This window comes from Alterirhizorhabdus solaris (assembly GCF_007785815.1).
Lineage (GTDB): Bacteria > Pseudomonadota > Alphaproteobacteria > Sphingomonadales > Sphingomonadaceae > Alterirhizorhabdus > Alterirhizorhabdus solaris.
Genome location: NZ_VNIM01000030.1, coordinates 19,995 through 42,227, shown reverse-complemented (window position 1 = coordinate 42,227; position 22,233 = coordinate 19,995). Strand labels below are relative to the sequence as shown.

Annotated in this window: 11 protein-coding genes; 3 read left to right on the top strand and 8 right to left on the bottom strand. The window is 64.0% G+C overall.

The window, feature by feature from the left end; genetic code table 11:
• Window positions 1-5,117 (bottom strand): sacsin N-terminal ATP-binding-like domain-containing protein (locus tag FOY91_RS09310; protein ID WP_145150448.1); only part of this gene is annotated, 5,117 nt, incomplete at its 3' end.
• 1,028 nt (window positions 5,118-6,145) lie between these two features.
• On the opposite strand from FOY91_RS09310, the gene FOY91_RS09305 reads away from it, so the two are divergent.
• The gene (locus FOY91_RS09305) at window positions 6,146-7,546 is read left to right on the top strand and encodes a hypothetical protein (protein ID WP_145150445.1); all 1,401 of its coding nucleotides are present in this window, start codon (window positions 6,146-6,148) and stop codon (window positions 7,544-7,546) included.
• Window positions 7,547-7,896: 350 nt separating this feature from the next.
• Window positions 7,897-10,266, top strand: a complete 2,370-nt coding sequence (locus tag FOY91_RS09300) for a DGQHR domain-containing protein (protein WP_145150442.1) — start codon at window positions 7,897-7,899, stop codon at window positions 10,264-10,266.
• A gap of 27 nt (window positions 10,267-10,293) precedes the next feature.
• Here the strand turns inward: FOY91_RS09300 and FOY91_RS09295 are convergent, their stop codons facing one another.
• The 6 genes from FOY91_RS09295 to FOY91_RS09270 all read right to left on the bottom strand — a co-directional run bounded on the left by FOY91_RS09295 (window position 10,294) and on the right by FOY91_RS09270 (window position 18,583).
• The gene (locus FOY91_RS09295; RefSeq protein WP_145150439.1) at window positions 10,294-10,737 is read right to left on the bottom strand and encodes a hypothetical protein; all 444 of its coding nucleotides are present in this window, start codon (window positions 10,735-10,737) and stop codon (window positions 10,294-10,296) included.
• Between the two features lie 65 nt (window positions 10,738-10,802).
• Entirely contained in the window at window positions 10,803-12,332 is a 1,530-nt protein-coding gene (locus FOY91_RS09290) for an ATP-binding protein (RefSeq protein WP_145150436.1), read from the bottom strand.
• On the bottom strand, window positions 12,329-13,951 hold the full coding sequence (locus FOY91_RS09285; protein WP_145150433.1) for a radical SAM protein: 1,623 nt from the start codon (window positions 13,949-13,951) through the stop codon (window positions 12,329-12,331). The genes FOY91_RS09290 and FOY91_RS09285 overlap by 4 nt, the downstream gene beginning before the upstream one ends.
• The gene (locus tag FOY91_RS09280) at window positions 13,951-14,964 is read right to left on the bottom strand and encodes a DGQHR domain-containing protein (RefSeq protein ID WP_145150430.1); all 1,014 of its coding nucleotides are present in this window, start codon (window positions 14,962-14,964) and stop codon (window positions 13,951-13,953) included. The genes FOY91_RS09285 and FOY91_RS09280 overlap by 1 nt, the downstream gene beginning before the upstream one ends.
• A 119-nt stretch (window positions 14,965-15,083) precedes the next feature.
• The gene (locus FOY91_RS09275; protein WP_145150426.1) at window positions 15,084-16,643 is read right to left on the bottom strand and encodes an ATP-binding protein; all 1,560 of its coding nucleotides are present in this window, start codon (window positions 16,641-16,643) and stop codon (window positions 15,084-15,086) included.
• A complete protein-coding gene (locus tag FOY91_RS09270) occupies window positions 16,640-18,583 on the bottom strand; it encodes a PIN-like domain-containing protein (protein ID WP_145150423.1) in 1,944 nt (647 codons plus the stop codon). Before FOY91_RS09270 ends, FOY91_RS09275 begins: the two co-directional genes overlap by 4 nt.
• Window positions 18,584-19,164: 581 nt before the next feature.
• On the opposite strand from FOY91_RS09270, the gene FOY91_RS09265 reads away from it, so the two are divergent.
• The gene (locus FOY91_RS09265) at window positions 19,165-19,422 is read left to right on the top strand and encodes a hypothetical protein (RefSeq protein ID WP_145150419.1); all 258 of its coding nucleotides are present in this window, start codon (window positions 19,165-19,167) and stop codon (window positions 19,420-19,422) included.
• Between the two features lie 5 nt (window positions 19,423-19,427).
• Here FOY91_RS09265 and FOY91_RS09260 read toward each other — a convergent pair whose 3' ends face one another.
• Window positions 19,428-22,226 (bottom strand): conjugal transfer protein TraG N-terminal domain-containing protein, encoded by a 2,799-nt coding sequence (locus FOY91_RS09260; RefSeq protein ID WP_145150416.1) that lies wholly within the window; start codon window positions 22,224-22,226, stop codon window positions 19,428-19,430.
• Window positions 22,227-22,233: the final 7 nt, after the last annotated feature.

The following is a 22,233-nucleotide window of genomic DNA, read 5'->3' as shown; positions in this document are numbered from 1 at the left end:
GTGCCTGGCGCCCCGCGCCGCCGCCGCGATTGATCCGCGGGCGCCAGGTCAGCGAATGTCCCGATCGGCCGGCTGAGGAGCTTCTTGGTCAGACCGGTGGAAAGCTCCTCCGAAAGCGCCAACCAGTCGAGCGTCTGCGGATCGCGACGCTGCCCATTCACTTGCACCGATCGCGCATCGCGGTCCCGTTTTTCGCGATCCTCGCGCGCTCGCACAGCCTGCGCCTCAACCTCGGTTTCGGCGACATCCAGCTCGGTTCGGTCGATTGATTTCGGCATTTCGGCCGGCCAGACACCCAGCCGACCAAACCAAGTTAGCAGGTCCGCCTCGCTCCACCCGCGGCAATCGAAGGCGCCGGTCTCGTCCAGCATTTGCCGAAGCGCGACTTCGGCCTGTCCGGCATCCTTCCAGAGGTCAGGCACGTATTTCGATCGCTGGACGCCCCAGGCCCGAACGAGAGGCTGGCCGACCTTCACGACCTTCCGCAACATGGCGGCGTTCGCGACGCGCACCGACACGAGCTCATCGAGCCCTTCGGGATTGCTCCCCATCGGCGGCGCACCGATTTCGGCGAGCCAGTCGGCAAGCCGGACGAACATCAGGTCCTCCGGAATTCGTTCGTAGCGCTGGAGCCAATCCGGATCGGGTTGCAGGGATTCAAGCGCTTTGCGGGATGCCTGATAGCGAGGATCCGGTTCGAACCCGAAGAGGGTCGGAGCGACCATGTTCCGCAAGGCATCGTTGATCGCCATGCTCCGATCGTCGACGAAGAAGGCGAGTTGCGCCTTCTGCGCGTCCGGATCGACGTCGGGAAGGGTTCCGGTCGCGACGAGGCTGGCGTTGAACGCGCCGAACTCGAGATCGAGCTTCGCACGCAATTCGGGGATCGACAGGCTCATCTTGGCCGCTTCCACGATCTCGTCCGGGTTGGCCGAGCTATCGGGCAAGATCGTGCCGAGGAGCTCGATCAGCGTGGCACGATCCTCGCTCGCCGCCAACTCGTTCTCCAGCCAGCGCTCGTGGGCTAGCTCGCCTCCGAAATGCCAGACGATCGCCCGGTACCAGGGCAGGAGGCGCTCGATCCGCTCGCCCAAGGCGTCGCGTGCGGCATCGGTGGCCTGTTCCCCCAATTCTAACGTGCGGCATAACCGGACCAGATCATCCTGGCCTGCTGGGCGATCATCGACCGACGCGAAGTCCATCGACAGCTGGCGAGCAAGCAGCTTCAGGTGCGGGACGGCGGCCGGCTGCCGGATGGCGTCGCCGATCGCTGGGAGCGCTGCTTCGATCTGCTGCCAGGACAAGTCGCCTGTCGCGATGATGATGACGACCGGCTGCTCATCGGCGCGCGAGAATTGATAAGCGGGTCGGGATGTGGGCGGGGTGACATCGCTTCCTTCGAGGAAGAAGCGAACGCTCGTCGCCTGCTGCAATTCGATACGATCGAGCGCCTGGATGATACCCGATCGGTCCGACGGCAAGCGATTTAGATCGACGCTTTCGAGCGCCTCCAGCGCCACGGCCAGCATCGGACGCAGCCAAGGGCAACGATTGACGAGGCGGGCGCCGATCGAGAGCTGTTCGAACGGCGCACCGTCGACATGAATCGCGTACGCGAGTTCTGACGTCCTGCGTATCGCTCCCCCGTAGAGTTTGTGCATCAGGTTGCCGAGCCGCGAGGGATCGGTCGCCCGGATGTCAATCAACGGATCGCCGATCACCTCGACGAGGCTCGCCGCGATCGGATCGACGCCGTCGCGGATGTAGACCGGTTCAGGTTCCTGCCCGCGAACACGCACGGTCCCCAGTTGAGCCTTTCGCCGTGCCAGGAGGCGGGGCGGGGGGTTGGCCGATGTTGCCGTCGCTTCATTTGCGGCATGCTGATCGGCGAGACGCACCCAGCATCGCGCGTAGATGTTCATGAGCTCGCGCTCATGGAAACGGCGGACACAGCCGTCCGCATATTGTTCGGTGAGGAATTCGATCTGCGCGAGCAGGCTGTCCCGCGCGTTGAACGTGCGGATCTCGGCGCGGGCACGCAGCACGTCCATCGCGCCGGTCGGCGCGCGATCGAACGCTCGTGCCAGCTTGAAGGATGGGCGCCTCAGGAAGGGCGGATATCGATCCGTCCCTCCGGCCAGCCAGACGTCCCGGCCCGTGCACCTCCGCCGTCGCGGCCCCTCCTCCCCTTGCTCTTCGCAAGGAATCCACGCGGCTGAGCGCAGGAAGGCAGCAAGCGGTGTCGGCCAGTCACGGTTGTCCGCGTTGTGATTGTGACGATGCTTGACCGTCATCCGGAAGTGCCGGGTCTCAGAGGTTCCGATCCATTCGACGATCAGCTTGGCGTACAGATCGAGGGCATCGTCGGTGAAGCGATCGATATCGGCCTGCCCGGGTAACCACCACAAGGCCCCCACATCATAATCCGTGGAGGTCGGTAGCGACAGAGCCAGTCCGGGCCTCGTCCCGATATCGGTCCTGAGGAGCGGGCCGAAGCTGGCTGGCAGATCGACCTCGGCGAGGAACGCGAAATTGAGAACGCGGCCCGCAGGGATGTAATTGGGGTGTTCGATCGTGCGCGGCTGGAGACCGCGTTGGACGCCCAAGCCCTCGAGGAACTCGGTCCATTCCTTGATCAGGTTCTTGCCGAAGGCGGCGCTCGCAGGTTGTGCCAATCGCCGGGCGCGGACGTCGTCGAGATCCTTGGAATCGGTTGGAGCGATCTCGAGGAATTGCTGGAGGTCGTAGCCGAGCGTGCGGTCGGGCCAGGACGATGAGAATATCGCGTCAGTCGCGCGGATGAACTCGCCTGTCAGCGTCGGCACGAAAAGACGATAGCTGGGCGAAAGCGCCACCGGCCGCTTGATCGCGACCGAACGGCGCCAAATCGCGAACGCCCAGCGAAGTCCGGCCGTCCGGACCTTTTTGGCCGTGTCTTTCTCCACGATCTGGGCGATGCGTGTGAGGAGGGCCTCGCTCTCGAACGGCGTGGCGAGATCTTTCTCCAGGAATTGCCGCGCGGCGGCCAGTTCGCTGTACCAGGGGAGTGCGTCGCTTAAGAAGGCGAAGAACTCGCGGACAGGCGCCGGCGGATAGAACTCCTCGCCGATGCTCTCCTCGTTATCGCCGCGCCGGGGTGGGATGAAGACGGACGTCTCGCGAGCGCGCCGCCGCTGTTTCCGAGGCTGCTCTTCGGTGGATATCTGCCCCGTCCCTGCCGGCGCGCGGGTCGGTCGCAAGGATCCGTCCTGACAGATGAGGATTTTACGTCCCGCCAGGGCGGTGGCCTCGCCTCCCATGAATTCGGGCAGATCACGATAGAATGCTTTCCAGCGATCCCAGTCCGGCCGACGTTGATTCGAATAAGCGATGGCGAGCGCTTCCGCGATCATGGCGCGCTCGGCCGAGAGGAGTCGATCCTTGTGGGTCGCGCCCACATGTCGTCGTAAGAATTCCGCGAGCTGTTCGGTCCGTCGGACACCAAGACCGGGCCAGAATGGGGCGACACCTGCGGTGGCGCCGTAGCGGGCCACGATCTCGATCGTGAAGGATTTATGATTGACGGTGAGACGGCGCGCCGCGGCAGGTGCGGTCCAGATGATCGGGCCGAATTCCGGAATCGCGAGCCGGTCGCCCGTCCAGACGGCGAGACAGGGGACGATCGGCGCCTCACCGATCGATCGCACCGACCATCGCCGGGCGATCTCGGTGGCCATGACGGCACCCAAATCGACTGCGACGGACGTCTTGTCGCGATCGCTCGCCTCGACCTCAAGCAAACTTGCTGGCGTCTTCCACATGAGTAGATCGATAGCGACGCGCGCGGCCGTCACGGACGAGATCCCGCTCCGGTCTTCGCCCGCCGCCGCGCGTTCGGTCATCCATTGCGCTGTCGCGGACGAGAGTTTGACCGCATGATCCAGGACGAGCGCATTGACGCGCACGGTCGGATCGAGGCTCATCCGGTTCGAGCTGGGAAAGAAACTCCCGTGGAGATGACCTCTGAACGGCGATGTCGCCCCGCGTCCCATCGGCAGGAAGGCGTAAAGGCGCGGGTTGAAGTCGGTACGCTCTTCGCCGACCGGGATCGCGACGGCCACTTCGCCGGCGCCCTTCCAGCCTTTCCAACTTTGCGGAAGCGCCCCGGATTCGAGGCCCTCCTCGACCGCCGCCTGCATGTCGTCTTGGGGGATCACCGCGCGGGCGACCCAGAACCGGCCATTATCGCCGAGGTCGACGAGCGTAGGGCCATCTTCTCCAACGAGGGGCGCTTCGTCCCTAGTCAATTCGAGATCGAACGCATGGTCTTTCAGACGCTCGCCCGTAATCCGTGCCTCGAGCCACCCGATGCGTCGTAAGAACAGCAGCATGGGCGCGTCGGCTTTCTCCAGGCCGAGCATCTCGCCTCGGACCACGTCAAGCGCGGCATCGTTCCTCAACGGCAATCGGATGACGGTCGAGAAGCCGCGCGCGGCGAAATCGGCGACGGCCGGCGGGACCGCTTCGATCCATTGCGGGATGTAGAATGCGGGTAGATCTGACCGAGCGAGGGCGCGGGTGGTCTTGTCGGGAAGCAGGGGATCGAGCTCCGCGCCGCGCGCGAACGTGAAGCAATACCCATCGAACACGGCCCCCTGCCCGGCTTCGACCGACCGTGAATACACCTGCGGCGCGTCCGAGATGTGCCGCACGCTCCGGAATCCGAGCCCCTTGTTGCCGACCGCCTCGCCCGGCGGTTTGCTCGACAGGCCCATCTCGCAGAGCGCATCGACATTGCGTCGCTCGAACGGCTTCCCGCGATTGGCGACATAGAGGGTGCCGCTCTCGCCTTCGTCGCTCGCGAACAGGACAGCGATCTCGCCATCGCGTCGCTCCCGATCGTGAGCATCATGGCCGTTCTGGATCAACTCGATCAGGAAGCGGCCGTGGTAGTCGGCAATGATATGCTGCGAGAGGCTCTGATTCTGCTTGTGGATCGAATCGTAATATTCGCCGCTTCCGTCGATCGTGCCGAGAAAGCCCTTTATCTTTCGGCTAGCAATACGCTCGACATGCGCGCGCGGGGCCCGTTCTGCGGCGTCGGGCGGCGGCGTTGCCCCCTCGTGATCCACCGGCATAAATTCGGTTGAGGTAGCGATCGCCGTTCCCCAGTATACCGGCCCCAAGAGCGTCACATCCTATCCCTGAGATCGTCCGTTGTCTTGTATGCCGAGGCCGTCTCGGCCTCGACGATGCCGATCGGGCCCTATCGTCGGCGGCACGGTGTTCTTGGCACCTTGAGCATCCGATTGACGAGCCTTGCCGCGTCGATCCATCCCGCATGACAGGCGGCGGGGATGTATTGTCCAGGATACGGCGGCTGGAGCTTGATCTTCACGAAGGGAGCTGACCGGGTCTCCTTTCCAGGAGCAACCCGAACTTGCGAGTGGCTGATTGGTGGGTAACGTAGCTGCCGGCAGGCAGTGCCTAATCGAGAGGCTGTTTAGCCAATTTGAGCGCACCGGAAAGCGGACCAGCCATTATTCACCATTCCGGCCAACTGACGCCGCGTGAACCAAGGGCGGCTTTCGAGATGAGCTGAGGGTCGGGCGAACGACGGAGATGGGGCGCAAAGCCGACCGGCTGGCTGCGCGACCCGAATGCCGGGTTTCAGCAAGAGGCGCCGCTCACATCAGCGATGCTGATGTCTTGAATTGGTCGCGAGCTGCCTTGAGGTGCTCGCCGCTGAGACCCAGATCCAGACATCCACGTCCGATCTGTGGCCAAATTGAGAGCCGGCCTTCGTTCATCTCTGAATGCGGGCATCTAGGCAGATTGCCGCTCACCTCGTGACCTGTCTTTAAGGAGCCCCCCCATGTCGGCACAACGGGCGACATTTCGGCTCAAGCCCCAGGCCACCGTGGTCCTCGCCGCGGGATCACGGGGGGCGCCGGAAGGACGGGTCCCCCGCCGAGACGCTGCGCGCCACGACGCTGAGGACGCGGCTACGAACCCGTAAATGCGCCAGCCATGTACAGCGGCCGAGGCGCATCGTCGGGCAGGCCGGGACAGAACGACGGCATCGCTTAGCGGCTGTGACGCGGTCCGAGACACGAGGATCCGACATGGCCCTATCGATCCCTATCGGACGAACTATATCGCTAGAATGGAGGACATCCCCCAAGTCAGGTTCGACGCGATCGCCGGCTACGCCAGGCAGCCACAAGCTGCGCTGTTCGGCAAGGAGCTGAGCTACCATCAGGCAGACGGCGGCCAGGTGACGGGCATCGTGATGCGCGACAATGCCGACGGCGACTACTTTGGCCTCGTGTTCGCGAGGGACGCGAAGCTGCGCTTCCGCAACGTCGCCATCACGCCGTTCGTCGCGACGGCGGCTGGAGCGTCCGGCGACCTAGCCAACGCGATGGACGAAGCCGCCGCAGCACCGCCCGAGACGCACCACCAGGCGGACGAGAAGGGTGCGCCGGTCGACTTCTTCACGCCGGTCCGACCGCTCGACCAGCTGGATCCCGCATTTGTCACGCTAATCGAGGACGAGTCCTTCTCCCCTGCCCGGGGCATTATCGAGCCGATGATGCGCTGGTACGAGGACGCCGACGGCAACTTCGTGGAGCAGTTTCAGACTACTGGCTTCGACCAGCGGATCTGGGAACTCTACCTATTCGCCACGTTCATCGAGCAGGGATACCTGCTGGACCGGGCGGAGGCCGTGCCGGACTTTGCCTGCCAGGGATTGGCGGGGCGGTTCACGGCAGAGGCGGTGACGGTCGGCCCGACGCGGGTGGGTAGCAGGGTCGTGCCGCCGCCGGAGACGGATACGCCGGAGAAGCTGAAGGCCTACCTCGAGCATTACCTGCCCATCAAGTTCGGCAGCTCGCTGACCTCCAAGCTGCGCAAGCGCTACTGGGAGCGGGACAACGTCAAGAGCGCGCCGTTCGCGCTGGCCATCGCCGACTTCTCGTCACCCGGCTCGATGGTGCGCTCGTCGTCGTCGCTTGAACGATATCTCTACGGCTATGTCCACGACGCAGAGCGGGAGGCCGACGGCAGGCTCACGGTGACGCCCCGCCGCATTGTCGAACATCAATTCGGAGACAAGGCGCCGATCCCGTCGGGGTTCTTCGACCTGCCGGATGCGGAAAACGTCAGCGCCGTGTTGACGACCGCCAGCGGCACGATCTCAAAGTTCAACCGCATGGGTCTGCTTGCGGGCTTCGGCTCGGGCAGGGTCGCGATGGTCCGCGAGGGCACTGCGGTCGACCACGATCCCGAGGCCACGGTGCCCAAGGTGTTCAGAGGGCTCGTTAACTCGCCCGACTACAGCGAGACGTGGGTCGAGGGTCTTAACGTCTTCCACAACCCGCGCGCGGTAGAGCGCCTCGGAATCGAGATGCTGCCGAATGCCGCGCACCACTTTATCTCGCCCACGGGCGAGCGGGCGAGCCGGGTGCCGCTGTTCCACCCATATGCCTCAGTCACCAGACAATGGGCACCGGTTGATGTCGAGGCGCTGATCGCCGACGCTCGCGCGGCCCCAGCCAGCTAGCCGCCGCCGCATGCTGGAAGTTGAAAGCTGCCGGCGTTGCAGAACGAAATCTATGCGGCTCAGCCGGCGAGGAACGACCTGACTTACGTGACGGCCAACACCGGGCGCGACAACTTCACGGCCTCGCAGATTGCCTCCCATCGTGAATTTCCCTCGACCTCCTGTAGGGACACCCTGCTGGAGGGTTGGAGTGCCGTCCACGTCATAATAATTCGCCATTCAGAGCCGTTCGCTGTCAATGGGATTTGCCGTCCGAGGCAGGACGTGGTCGCTGTAAACGCGGTCGCGTTGGACGTGCTTGTTCCTGCACGACAGTGTGCGAGAAGCAGGAGCCTGGGGGGAGTTTGCGGATGACGGCTACGCTTGGGGACCTGGTCAGCGGCGATGAGCTGCGTAGCGCATATGGCCTGCGCTCGAAGCGCGTTGACGAGAAGACGGTAACCGCCGCGTCGGCGACGGCACTTCAGTTGAAGCGCGAGGCCGAGGAGCACGATGGTTGGGAGCTAGCCAAGGAGAACAAGCGCTCCCTGCGAATGCAGCGCTCTAAGCCTGAGGACCGCCAGCTCGAGGACGATGTCTGGACTCTGTTCTACCGGATGGGCTTCAAGGAGATGAATGCGGACCGCAACCTCATGGTGATCGGCAAGGACGGTTCGTCCAGGCGTCAGCTCGACGTCTTCGCGAAGGACGACGAGACGGTGTTTATCGTCGAGTGCACTCACTCGCGCGACGGCGGCGCCAAGTCGATCAAGGGTCTGCTCGACAAGATCGAGGCCGTCCGTGAGGACGTCATCGCCGCGGTGAAGGCGAAGTATGGTCGCGAAAGCAAGCTGAAGGTCAAGCTGGCGATTGCTACGCGGAACGTGGACATCCGAACTGCGGACCGAGACAGGGCGGCAACTGCAAAGGTACCGATCATCACCGAGGCGGACCTAGAGTACTTCCAGCGCCTGACCGGCATACTGAAGGTAGCAGCGCGCTACCAATTCCTGGGCCGATACCTGCGGGAGGAGAAGGTGGAGGGTCTGCGCACATCGGTGCCGGCGACCCGGGGACGCGTCGGCGACACGACCTTCTACAGCTTCCTAATCTCGCCCCACGACCTGCTGCGCATCGCGTACATCAGCCACATGGGTAGGTCGAACGACGACCTCGAAACATACCAGCGCATGGTGAAGCCTACGCGTCTCAAGTCCATCGGCGCCTTCATCGACGAGGGCGGGACGTTCCCGACCAACATCGTGGTCAACATCAAGCGTGACGGCCTTCGATTCGACCTGAAGGACCGTTATGGCGACACGGCGACGGGAATGCTCGAGCTGCCTGGCCAATATGGGTCCGCCTGGGTCATCGACGGGCAACATCGCCTCTACGGCTATGCTTACGCAGGGCGGGATGCCGAGGAAGACCGTTCGGTCGTGTCGGTGCTGGCATACGAGAACCTGCCTTCAACGGCCGAAATCAAGATGTTCGTCGATATCAACACCCAGCAGGTGAAGGTGCAGAGCAATCTTGTGAAGGAGCTCGTGTCGAACCTGGACATCGAGGACGAGGATCCGCGCAAGCGGCTCGAGGCGGTCTGCGCGCGGGCGGTGCTGAACATGGGTTCCGACAACTCGTCTCCCTTGAAGGACCGGTTATTGCTGACCGGCGATGACAAGACCAACAAGAGATGCCTGACGCTCACGTCGCTGGTCGATGGCATTAAGGGCAACAACCTCGTCGGAAAGGTTCAGAGACTCTCCGGGCGCAACGGCGCTACGGTGCTGCAGCCGGGGCCGCTCGGCCACCTTTCGGCGAATGCCACAGACTCGATGCGCAAGCTGCAGCGCGGCTTGCAGCTGTACTTTGCCCTGTTCGCGAAGGGCGCCCCGGACCACTGGGATCTTGGTGACGCCAAGGGGGGCTACCTCGGCACCAACCTCGGCCTGCGCGCGCTTCTCGTGCTGCTGCGCAAGATCGTGCACTTCGTGGAGTCGGACGGGACGAGGGTCGTGTCGTCTTCGGCCGAGGATCTGGTCGAGCTCGTCCAGCCGTACGCGCAGCCGGTGATTGACTTCTTCGCTAGCGCGACCGCCAACGAGGTGACCTACTTTCGCGCCCGGGGGAGTTCCCTGGCGAGTGTGGATCAGAACGCCCTGCAGATGATGGCGATTGTCGCGTCTGCAAAGCCAGACTTCGACCTACCAGAGATTAGAGAATACCTTGAATCTCAGGACGCCGCCGGCACGGAGCAAGCGCGCGACATGATCCTCGAGATCCACAAGATCCTTTACGACGACGTCGTCTCGACACTGAAGGCCCATTACGGCGAAACCCGCGATTCCTGGTGGATCACCGGAGTGCCGAAGCAGGTCCGGATCGACTGCGATGTCCGCTACAACACGGAAGGGGACACTTCACGCGACAGGTGGCAGTCGCTCAACCTGATCGATTACTCGCAGATCGTTGTCTACGAAGGCAACTGGGATCTCTTCAAGGGCCGCTACAACTTCTACGGCAAGGGCCCGAAGGCGAAGCTGGCACGCTGGATCGGCAGGATCAGTCGCCTACGCAACATCACAACGCATGTCGAGAAGGGGCCGCTTTCGCGCGACCAGGTCGAGTATGTGCGGGATGTCTACACGCTGGTGAAGCGCCACATCGAGGGTGAAGAGCCGGTGGACGGCAAGACCCAGTTGCTGTTCGTTGAGCCCGAGGAGCAGCGCGAGGTCGCCTGAGTGAGAACGTTTGAGCGAGCCATCGCGTCAGCGCATGTGCGTCGATCGGTCCAATCTGCGCCCGATGATTGGTCTTGGAAACGGCAATATGAGAAGACGCCGGAATTTAAGCTCTCGGTTCTGCTCGGCGAGGCAGTTGAGGACTTTCAGAAGGTCCGAGCGCGAGGCTTCCCAGCGGAGGACTCGAAGTTGGTTCACCGGTTTGGTGATGCCTTCGCCGCCGAAGATTGCGTCGAGGATGACGAGCGCCAGATCGAAGTAGTGGTAGGAGAACTCGTCGTCGTTCGGCTTTCGGTCGAACGACACCGCGAGGTATTGCGGCTCGGCACGGCTCTTGCGGAGGATGTCTCGGATCTCGTCTTCCTCCTCCAGTTGACCTTGGATATCGCTGAAGAACTGCCGCTTCGTGCTGGCCCGAAACTCGCCCCACAGATCTTCGAAGGCCAGGTCAAAGCGGGACTTGCGCGGCATATTGGCTCAATCGCGCAGGAGGAAGTACCAAGAGCGCGGCGTTCTATTGACGCGAGGGTCCGGTGTCAGGCGACCTTCGCCATGATGCGGTCCACTAGGCTCTTCGCCGCTGAGCGATTAGCGGAGCAGTCGTAGATCAGCGAGAACATCTCTTCGTAGAACTCACGGCGGTCGGGGCTGAGCCGGTCAAGCGGCGATGCGGCGGGAGCGTCGGCGCCGGCTAGCTGCTCGAGCTCCGAGCGCAGCCGCGCCACCTCGCCTCGATCGCCGCTGTTGGAACCGTCGACCAGATCAGGCTCGCCGAGCAGCTTCTCAGCCCGCATGAGCGACAACTCGACGCCGAGCGCCATCCGGTCGCGACCGGCGGCATTCAGACCACCCTGGGCGAGCACCGCGAGGCCCTCGCGCGCTGCCGCCTGCTCCAATTCAAGGTCGCGCAATCGCTTGCGGTCGCGCGAGCTGGTGCGGCAGCGGTTCGCGACGTCACGGCCTAGCGGCGCCAAATGGTTCTTGAGGTTTGCGAGATGCACGTTGCGCTCAAAGTCGTCGCGACGGCCGTTGGGGACGATCCTCGCGTCCAAGACATGGACCTCGCCGACGGTCCAGGCGTCGAAGCGAGACTCCGGAAAGACATCAGCGAGCACGCCGGCTTCGCCGACCTGCACGTCGCCGGCACGAACCCGGAGCCCCCGGACATGGGTGGAGGGGTGAATGGCACCCTCATAGTCGTGGTGCGCGATCCAACCGACGGCCGCGATACCCCCGTCGATCGAGGGTACCTCGACGAAGGCGATCTCGCGGAGCCTCAGCGGACGGCCGCCATCGACCGGGAGCTCGTCCCGGAACGGGCGCATGACCGGCTCGCCTCCGTTGATGGTGATCGTCAGGTCGCCGAGCGCGACCGTGCCGCCGAGTCTCTCTGCGATCGCGGCGCCGTGGGAGAAGGACGTATCGAGCGGAACCGGCGCGATCTCAGAAAGGTAGTCGGCGACCGCGCCAGGCGACATCACCCTGTCGTCGCCCTGCCGGGCCACGCCCTCGAGGCGCACCTCGAAGTAGGGATCGCCTGCCTCGTCGGTGATGGTGGTGGTCGTGATGGCGTCGATTATCGCAGCGAGGTCGCGCGTGTCGGCAGTGTCGCGCAGCGCGGTGCGCAGGGCCTGGCAGTTCCATGTCATCGTCGAGACCCGGGCCTCCCCGGCGGCGCGCGACTGGAAGGAGAGCGATCGGGCGTAGGCGAGTCCCGAGAGGCGTCCGACGCCGCGGAAACCACGGGCCTCCGTCCCGCGCTTGGCGCTGGCGCCGACCGAGGTGAGAACGCGTCGGAAGTCCGACGCGGGAATGCCCGCCCCGTCGTCGCGGATCGACGCCGTCCGGGCGGCGGCGTCGAGTACAATCGCGATCCGTCCCGCATCGTGGCCGCCCGCCCGCGCCTGGTCGATCGCATCGGCTGCGTTCTGGACATATTCGCGGTAGATCGTGAGTGGATCGACGTACATCGCCGTGGACAGCAGCTCGAGCACGTCCTTCCCGACGACCGCCGGGCTGCCCTCGACCACTTGCGAAGCTTTCGCCAAGCGAATGGGCGCGCTCATGCCGCCTTCCTCGCGCGGGCCGACTCCGCGACGGTGACGATCGGTTCCTCCTCGGCGTCCAGTCCCGCGTCCTCGACGCGTTCGTCCTCGGGCACGTTGAGCGCGTGGGCGACTGCGCTCCACTCCGCCTGCTTGCGCCAGATCGTGGTGAGCTCGTCCTTGGCGCGAGGCATGTAGAATTGGAGGATCGATTGGATCCCCGCGTCGTCGGTGAGGCCCGGCAGCGTGTGGTAGTGGCGCGGGTCGCAGGACGAAAGGAGCGTTTTGAGCTCGTGGCGCCGCTCAGGCGACAGGCGGCTCGCCTCCGACAAATACTGGTCGTACTCGGCCCGACCGTCGTGCTTGTCGTACCAGTCGCGGTTGAAGATCATGTCGTGCGGCATCATCAGGATTGTCTCGTATTCGGCGACGGTGTCGCCGAAGGCGCGTCGAAAGAAGGTCGGCTCGCCGCTGACGACGCCGTGGGTGGCCTGCAGGATGATCTGCATCGAGCGCAGCTCGAAGCGCGACCACTTGTCTCCGATGTGGCCGCGGTCCGGCCGGTTGGTCGGCTGATAGCGCATCGGGAACGACCAGACGCGGATGTTGAGCTCCTCGTTCAGCGTGACGTTGAGGCGCATGCGCTCGAACAGGTCGGCGGGATCGTCGTGGAAGTTGTAGAGCATGTAGTTCGAGAGCTCGGTCAGGCCGTGCTCGTGGGCATAGCGGACGGCCTGCTCGTATGGCTTGCGGACGCCGAGATGGTCGAACGCGATGCGGAGTGGCTTGAGGCAGATCGTCGCCAGTTCGCGCAGGTACATCGGGTCCTTGCAGAGGATGCGCGCGTCGACGCCCTGGTTGAAGTCGACCCGGCGCTGGACGGCCACGCGCGATCCCGGCCGCGTCAGCTTCGCGCCCGGCGTGAAGCCGAGGTCGCGGATCTCGGCGATGATGTCCTTGAACCGCGGACTGGCGACGACGTTGTTGTCCATGAGGATAAGGTCCTTCTTGGGACCGTACATCTCGTCGATGGAGCGGACGATGTCGGTTAGCGATTCCACGTCGCGCTGCATGCCCTCGAGCTTGGGAACGCCGCAGAAGTGGCACTTCCGGATGCAGCCGCGCGATGTGTAGGCGAAGTAGGCGTCGCGGACGGGGTACTCGTAGTCGATCTGCGAAAGGATGCTGTAGTCGGGGACGAGATCCTCGATCGCGGTGTTGCTGTAGTCGTCGGAGTAGAGCTCCTCCGAGAAGTCGTCGAGCTGCAGCGCCTTGGCCGGCGGTCCCGTCAGCAGTCCCTTGATGAACCGCACACCCTGCCAGCGACGCTCCTCGAGGAATCGCTCGTGCATGAGCGACGCGGCGATGCCGCCGACGAAGACCTTGTCGGCCTGCCCGTTGGCGACCTTGAGGGCGTAGTCGATGCTCGTTGATATCTTCGGGTATTCGAACGAGAACAGCGTGGTGACGTAGATGCGATCCCATGCCTGCGACAGCACCGACGGGTCCTCGCCCTTCACGAACGTGACGTGGTCGTTCTTGCCGTTGGGCCCGTGATACTGGGCGATCTTCATCAGTCCGAGCGGGGGATACTTGTTCTTGTAGCCGGGCTCGATGAGCAGGATGCGCTTGCCGGCCATCAGGCTGCCGCCCGTATGGTCTGCTGGACGCGGATGCCGCGCAGCAGCGCGACGGCGGCCGCGACGCCGCCCTCTCCGCCGAGCCCCTTGAACGGTCCGTCCGATGACCAGTTTACGTCGGCTGCGAGGTCGGAAAGGTAGGCGATCATCAGGTCGCGGGTTAGTGCACTTCCGCTTTCGCGCCACATGTCGGCGGCGATGTCCATGAGGGCGTACACGCCGACACCCTTCGCGAGGAGCGATCCACGCGGTCGCGCCCAGTCGTCGCGCATCGCGATCGACACCGCGATCCAGAAGTCGAGCACGACCCTGGCGGCCTCCTCGACCGAGCGTTGCTTGAGTATGGAGGACCTGTTGAGGAAGCGGCGCACCGCCTTCTGCAGGGTGCGCAGCGACGCCTTGCGCGTCATGCCCGACACCTTATTGCCGCCCACGTCCAGCTGGCCGCACCACGGGGACGCCGGGTCGTTCGACAGGCAGAGCGCGATGAACAATTCGGGCCGGTCGTTAGCCAGGTCCTCGCAGAGCCGGGCGTCATGGAAGTCGAGCAGACTGCGGCTGAGGCCCTTGGCCTTGCGGTTGATGACCGTGAACACCGCCATCTCCTCCTCAACGGTGAGGCCGACGAAGCACATGAACGGCAGCTCAATGTCGAGGTCGGCGAGGTGGCCGAGGCGATGCTGGCAGTCGACCTGCGCCATCACCGGCCCCGCCACGGGATCGATGGTCAGGCGCGCTGCGCCGGTGCCGTCCTCCGCTAGCGTCCAGGCGCGGCCGGCCGTGGCGCGAAGGTTGAAGGTCAACGGTATCGTCGTGCTTCCGGCCTCCCGGATGTACCGGCGGAAGTCGAGACTGTGCCCGGAGTTGAAGCGGCGCTGGTAACCTGTACCGCTGCGCTCATCGAGCACGTCGGTGAAGCTGATCGAGTGCAGGACAGACGCTGGCGCGAAGCCGAGGAGCACCCGACGATCGCCCGACCGGCCGCTGCCGCATTTGATTTCGATCGGTTGCATGTGCTTCCCCTGCATCGTGCCACTGCGCGAATTGCATCGCAGGGATGCAGGTTGCGCATCGCCTCCTCTCGATCTAGGCTCCTCGTGTCAAGCGAGAAGGTTCGAATTGAGACCGTTATCTACTTCGGCTTCACGCCCGTGACGTTGGCGATGACCGATCTCGCCTGCAGCCAGTCCTGCGGTCCGAGCCGGTCGCGCAGTTCTCGGAGGATGTGCTGCGCCATCTCCTCGATGGCCAATCCGATTTCCTCGTCGCAAGAGTGCGCGGGCGCGAGCGCCACCAGCGCCTCGAGCCGGAGTTGGACGGCGGCGAGCCTCACTGCAAGCGCGTCCAGCTGGGCCGCCTCGTCGCCCTCGTAGAGGCCCTTGGCCGAAGCCAGCCGGCTTCGCAGGTCGCTCGCGGTGAATAGCGGCGTCTCCAGCCGCTCCATCGTCGGGTTGGCGTCAACCTCGAGTTGATCGACGATCGCCTCCAATGCGTCCATGGCGGCCGTGAGGTTTGCGGGCGACAGCTTGTCGGCCTTCGACGTCCTGTAGGCCAGCTTCCCGAGCGGCGTCGCGACTTGGAGGTCGAGTTCGTCTCGCATGGTCGACCAGGACTGGTTCTCCTCGAAGCCATCGCGCCGGGCGTTCGGTATCGCCGCTTGGGGATCGACGAAGATCTCGCCCACATACCATTCGGCGAACCGTCCCCACGACGTGCGAGCGTTGCTCGTGAGCCGTGATTCCGCGAAGATGTCCCGGATGATCTTGGTGTCGTCGATCTGGATGTTGCGGACCCGCACCCGGATGCCGGCGTGCTTCTCCTTGATTGCGCCGGACACCCGCTTGCGTCCAAGCCATCCAAACCACTTGCCCGTCGGCGACGCCTCGAAGGATACGCTGATCGGGGTGCGCGTGCGCTTCACCGCGACGTCGCTGCCGTAGGGCTTGAACAGCTCGACGGCCGCTGCGTCTCCGTCCTTGATGAAGAGGTGCACGCTCTCGACCGGGACACCTGCCTTGAGGGCGGCCGCCTCGATCTCCCCGGCGAATGGGAACTCGGCGGCGTAGGGGAGCGGGGCGACCTGGCCCAGGAATGTGCGCATGAGCTCGACGTCCAGGCATTCGGCCGGAGGGTTGTGGAAACCCTCAAGACGCACCTCGAAGTAGTGCGCATCCGCATCCGCGTCGTCTTGGAGTGTTGCGTCCACGCACTCGGCGAGGGTCTGTGCCGCGTCCTTGGCGTAGGTCTCCTCGGGTGACAGCTTCTCGCGCAGCTCGTCGGCTCGGATCACGACCTCGGTGAACTGTTTCTGTCCCTTGCTCTTCGTGCGGAAGATCAGGCGGTCGCAGAACACGATTCCCGCCAGGCGCCCGATGCCACGGAAGCCGGCGTTCCGGCGGTAGTCCTTGTTGGATGCGCCGATGGATGCCAACACCTTCGCGGCGTTCTCGACGCGGATTCCGTGCCCGTTGTCGCGGATCGTGAGACCGTTGTGGTCTGCGTCCATCTCGACATCGATCCTCGCCTGATCGGCCGTGATCAGTTTATCGTCGATGGCTTGCAGCAGCGAGTCCCGGCAGTTCTGGACGTATTCTCGGATTGCGTTGCGGCTCTCGCCATACATGCCGAGTGTCAGCGTCTCTATGACGAAGGCGCCGAAGTGAGGCACGAAGTCGATCTTGACGGTGCTCATTCTTCTTCCCCTACGTAATCGTCGTCGTCATCATCGTCGTTCTGGCCTTCGTCGCCGTTGCTGCCTTCTCGCTGATCGATGTCTTCCCCGTGCCCTTCTGGCCCTGGTTCCGCGCCTGCCTGGATGGGCGTCTCAGCTTCCTTGGCTGCGCCAGCCAGGTCCTCCACGGGCGCGGCATTGCCCCTTATCGGCTGGCTGACGGGTCCGAACCTCTCCAGGCCGGTCGTTTCGCCAATCCTCCAGGTCTCGCCGTCCGCCGATTCAACGATCGCCAGCGACACGAGCGGAACACCGTAGTGGCGGGCCACTGCATCGACGATCTCGCCGACGGACGCCTCCTCACGGTCTGTCAGCAGGTCGCGGAGGCGCGTCTCGTCGCCGACAGCCTGCCCGGTCAGGATCGCCTGCGCGCCGAGGTAAAGCTGTCCGAGCGTCGGCGGCACCGTCGCCACGACGGCAGACGCCTCGAGGCGGACCTCGAGTGAGGTGGCGACGGCGTCCGGCAAAACGAACCCAGCGGATTGCATCGACCTGAGACGGTTAGCGAGGACCTTCAGGATGCGTTCGCAGCCAGGGTCGACGGCCCATGCGAACACCTCCTGCAGCAGGTTGCCGCCGGGCCGGTTCCGCGGGGACGCATCTTTGTAGTAGGCGGCCGTCAACATGCCGCCGACCACTGCCGAGGCGTGCTCCGCGTCCGTCTGGTCGACGGTGTCCAGCAGCTGCCGCGCCGCCTGCGTGGCGAAGGGCTGAGCCGGATCCGCGAGGTCGAACACGCGCCGGCTGAACGACGCGAGCGGAATGCCTTCCTGAATGCCGACCCAGTCCGGCGTCAGTCCTTTCAGCGCTTGCTCAGCGACCATCGCGTCGCCTTCGAACGCGGCCAGGATACCGAGTTGCGCCGCGTCCGGCTCCTGTTCCAAGGCGCCACGCACCAATGCCAATGCCTGGGCCAGCGATATCCGGTCGTCCACTTGCCGGGCGGCGGCGCGCACATGCACCGACGTGGATGGCGCCAGTTCACGGGACAGCTTGTCGGCGCTCATGCTCAACGCCACTGCCGCGAACCGCCCGAACCTCCTCTTGTCGGCGCGCCATAGGACGGCGCCGAGATACAGTTCGTCGAGCAGCAGAAGGTCGCAGCCGCTTTGCGTCCTCAACTCAAAGGAGAGCATCGGGTGCGGCGACGGCACTGGCTCCCACCGACTCTTCAACCGCCTTAGGGCGGGGCCGACTTCCGGCTCGGGCGCGGAGCCGTACCAGTCCTCCTTCCGGTCGCGCGTCAGGACGATGACGCGCGCCGCCTTTCTCCGTCGCGCATCCGCGACTACGTCCTGCCAGAAGAGCAGGTCGCCATACTTGTTGAGGTCCTTCCGGCGATCCTCGTAGCCCGGCGGGACGTCATGCGCGTAGCGCGCAGCGCCCGCTTCCTTGAGACGCCCAAAGCGCGCGAAGATCCCCGACGTGTCCAGCGCGTGCGCGTTCATCCAGCCGATCACCTCGGCCGAAGCCCCCTCGTAGTTCCATCGCTCCGCCGCTGTGGCGAGTGCACGAAGCTCCGTTTGCACCGCGTCGACCCTCTGTAGGAACGCCGACTCGGGCTCTCCCGGCAGCAGCGGACCATCGGCGATGAGCCGGATCTTCGACCTGAAGTCCGACGTTGCCTTGGCCACCGCCTCGCATTGCTCGCCGATGTCTTTGGTGAGGGTCTTAGACCGGTGGTGCCGATAGTATTCCTGGATCGTCCACGCGGGGACGTGGATGCGGCCAATTATCCCAGATGTCCAGTCTATGAAGGCGGCACGGGATGCAGGGCCGATCGCCGTCAGCCACATCGTGAGCGACGTATCGACGTAGATGTGGGTCCCAGCGTCTGCGATCGCCGCGGCGGCTCGCGTGAGGAAGTCCTCCGCCGGCTCTACCTGCAGCGGAATCAGCACAGGCGTACGATGGCACTGCCGTTCCCCACTTGAAACACCCCCTAAGAACGCCGACCGCGGCCCTATTGGCAGGTCTAGCGCACAGCGCGGGCCAGTAAATAGCATTTGGGACAAGGCGGGATGATGTCTCGTCCTTGAGGGACGAACTGACCGTCTGCGATGGTGGCTCGGTGCGTCAGGTCGTGTGTTGGACCGAGGCAAGGCTTCAACAGCTCGCTGCTTGCAGTGAAGTGCAGCGTCCGCACCGGAAGGCCCCTCTCGCGAAGACCCATGATGATGCGGCGGCTCATGCCGACCGCGAAGACGACCCTGTACCCGGCATACGACCCAGACCGAAACGGCTTGCCTTGCGGCGCACGATTAGACGACCCATCACCAAGCGTCCCCAGATCGGCACTCCCAGAATCAGTGATCCCGCCGCTGTCAGCCCGCTGGGCCAGCGTCTCATCAACAACATGAACATGCGTAAGTACCCCCGCGCGACCGCGGTTTCGGGAGGAGAGAATGCGTGAATTCCCGAATTCCACTCGCGGCAAGGGGGCGCATCAGGTATGACAGAAGAACGAATGAGGCTGAGTTCGATGACCGACGACGGTACTACCCACGTGCAGGCTCACGCAGATCGCCTTCGGGCGCTGGAGCACGATCATATTGCACGACGAACCGCGGCGACCGATGATGGGTTTGATGGCATTCGCGAATTTAGCCGGGCATGGGAGGAAAACCGCTCCACCGCTTATCTTTTTCAGAAAAGCTGGTCTGACCCCGTAAGCCGCAACTTCGCCATCATCGTGATCTTGATCATCGTGGCCATTTGGACCTATCTCATCGCTTTCTGATTGCGTTAGTCACGCCTGCGCGGTGACCGGTTTGCAGATCTGCTCCACTCGCGCGCATGTTCTGCGCCCTTGGATGTTGGCCCGCCAGCTGCGGCTGAAGTATCGGCCTCACGATCTTGCCGCTCGCGCCCGATCAAATGAGCACCTCGATCTTGAGCATGAGAGACTTCCGTTCGGATATTATCGGTGCGATCGAGCAGCGCTCGATTGCCAACAAGGCCTTCGACCGTCGGCACTGGCCCCAGGGTCATGGCCCGACCCGCCCGGACATGGTCGCCGCTCGACTCCGTCGGTCTACTTAAGCCGTTTGCATCTGGCGCGGCTAGATGCCTCTCGATTTCCACGCGCATGTTTGCGCCGACCTGATCGACATACTTAGACATCAGCAGGTCGCGTTCAGACGCGACCTGAGGATCGCTGCTATGCCAGTGAGAAGCATTGGCCGGATCGAAGTCACGATACACGAGGGGCGTTGTAGCCATCTCAGCTCTCGCGAAGGCGAGAAACGCGTCACTAGTGTTGAGTGAGCCGCTGACACCGTCGCTATTCCGTGCCGACCACCGAGTTTCAAGACGGCTGGCCTCTTCGTAAAAGCGCCGAGCCTCGCGGCTGAAATTTTGCGCTTCGGTGACGCTCGAGCTGATTCCGGAAGCGCTACTTGACACATCCGAGCGGGAGCTTGTTGAAACCGATCGATCAAACGCGTCGCGGTTTTGCGACCAGCCGTGATTGCTAGACCAACTCTGGAGTGCATCTTGGATTCGCGAGCCGTCACGGGATACGGCGGCGACGTCGCTGTCAGTCCAACGCCGCGAAGCTCCTACGCTGCCATTCGCCGAGGCACCAGCTTTCGCCACACCAAAATTCGCGCCGATACCAGCATTCGCGCCGAGCGAACCGCTTACGAATTTCTCTGTTGCAATCGAGTCCGCCACCTCAGCGCGTAGCCCGAACCGGCTCTGCAGCATGCGGGATGCCTGATCGACTTCGTTGAAGCTCTTGCTGATATTCGAACGATCCTCAGCCCCGTAGCTGTCGGCTATCGAACGATCGTTGCTGATGGCGTGGCGGAAATCGTTGAATCGGCTGACGGCATTGCTGACGCTTTCGCTGGCTTGGTTCGAGAGCGTCTCGCCGCGGGCGCGAGTCTCGCTGGCGACCTTGGCCGCCTCCGTCGCTACTGACTGCGTCACCTGCGGCATGAACGGCAGCTTGGAAACCGGGACGTCCAGCAACTGATTGCCGGGGAAGCTGGTCGCCATCGTGCCGGTGTCGTTAAACGCGCGCGTCTGTGCCGCACCATAGGTGAAGCTCGGCGCCTGGTTCCACTGGTCGTGCTGTCGTGTCTGCACCGTCTGATTGTCGAAGCTGGTGTTACCCATGGCGATGTTGCCGGTCGACGCCTCGCGCGCGGCCTCTTCCGCCGCATTCTGCGACGGGTTCAGATAGCTCGTCGCCTGGCTCGAAATCGCCATGGCGCCACGCGCGATTCCGCCGGCGAGGAACGGGATCGAAGCGACGAGATAGCCGGCGAGCAGACCGATATCGCTGTTGGCCTCGCCCATGCCGGTGAAGCTGCCGAGAGTCAGCCCGGATCCCGCACCGGCACCCGCCACTTCGGCGGCACCTTTGAACATCATCACCATATGGAGGATGACGTAGAGCGGCCCCCAGGCGGCGAGATAGAAGAAGCCGGTGAGATAGCCTTTCAGCGCGATCGGGCCGCTGCGCGGCATTAGGAACAGCGGGAAGAGCACCGGGAACAGCGCGTAGAACACGACGGTCAGCACGATGTTGAGGATCGGCACCCACTTCATGGCGGCGTGCGCAATCGAACCGTAGGTTCGCTCGGTCTGGATGTCGGCGCGGGTCTGGGCATAGACATCGACGCTGCCCGTGCCGGTCGCGCCGGCGGCACCGTGCATCGCCTGGCTCATCGCGTTGATCGTCAGCGTCTGCTTCAAGATGTCGCTGGCGGAGGACGAGACACCGGTCAGGTATCGATAGGCGACCGGCAGATCGGCGGAGAGCTTCGCCTTGGCAAGATCGGCGGTCAGCTTCGGGTAAAGCTGGCGGCCGAACAGCTTGCCGAGATCGTCGGTCATGCCGTTCCACTGCGAACTCAGTGTCGTATAGGCCTCGCGGCAGGTCTGGATCGACGAGGTCACTGCGCCCGAGCCGTCGCGGGTGAGGAAACGCTGAGCCCGCGCCTGGCTCCCCGGCCCGATCGCGCCCCAAAGGTCGGGTGCGACGGCCAGCGTCTCCATGGAGTAGCGGCCGAGCAGCACGTCGTAGAAGACGCATTGGCGGAAATGCTCGTCGAGGTTGGCGGCGAACTCGGGATCGTTTATCCGGAGGCCCCGCGTCGCTTCGAACAGCCGCGAGCCGTAGATCATGCCGTTGCGGCTATAATCGAGGTCGCCAGGCAGGCCGAACACCAGCTCGGACGAACGAACGAGATAGTCGCCGACCTGGGATGTGAAGCTCGCCATCATCGCGAGACCCAGCGGCACGTTGACGACGTGCGCCGGCGCGAGGCTCGGATTGATCCGATCGGTGACCTGGACGTCCATCCGCGGCACCATCAGCACCATATACATGAGGGTCGCCTGCAGGAACCAGTGCAGCCACGCCCGCCAGTCCAGGTTGAAGGCGACGATCAGGACTGAGTAAGCGAGGCCCATGACCATGACGACCTGGAGCAGGCTCTTATAGCCCCCTGCCCCGGTCCATGCCGCGACCGCGTTGAGGACGTTGACGATATATTCGCCGCCCCCAATCGTGAAGAGCTCGACCGTCGCCATCTCCCCT

What these genes read in the sequence shown, in the direction of transcription:
- FOY91_RS09260 (WP_145150416.1), bottom strand. Translation starts at nt 22,226, where the DNA reads ATGGCGACGGTCGAGCTCTTCACGATTGGGGGCGGCGAATATATCGTC.
- FOY91_RS09265 (WP_145150419.1), top strand. Translation starts at nt 19,165, where the DNA reads ATGACCGACGACGGTACTACCCACGTGCAGGCTCACGCAGATCGCCTT.
- FOY91_RS09295 (WP_145150439.1), bottom strand. Translation starts at nt 10,737, where the DNA reads ATGCCGCGCAAGTCCCGCTTTGACCTGGCCTTCGAAGATCTGTGGGGC.
- FOY91_RS09300 (WP_145150442.1), top strand. Translation starts at nt 7,897, where the DNA reads ATGACGGCTACGCTTGGGGACCTGGTCAGCGGCGATGAGCTGCGTAGC.
- FOY91_RS09275 (WP_145150426.1), bottom strand. Translation starts at nt 16,643, where the DNA reads ATGAGCACCGTCAAGATCGACTTCGTGCCTCACTTCGGCGCCTTCGTC.
- FOY91_RS09285 (WP_145150433.1), bottom strand. Translation starts at nt 13,951, where the DNA reads ATGGCCGGCAAGCGCATCCTGCTCATCGAGCCCGGCTACAAGAACAAG.
- FOY91_RS09305 (WP_145150445.1), top strand. Translation starts at nt 6,146, where the DNA reads ATGGAGGACATCCCCCAAGTCAGGTTCGACGCGATCGCCGGCTACGCC.
- FOY91_RS09280 (WP_145150430.1), bottom strand. Translation starts at nt 14,964, where the DNA reads ATGCAACCGATCGAAATCAAATGCGGCAGCGGCCGGTCGGGCGATCGT.
- FOY91_RS09290 (WP_145150436.1), bottom strand. Translation starts at nt 12,332, where the DNA reads ATGAGCGCGCCCATTCGCTTGGCGAAAGCTTCGCAAGTGGTCGAGGGC.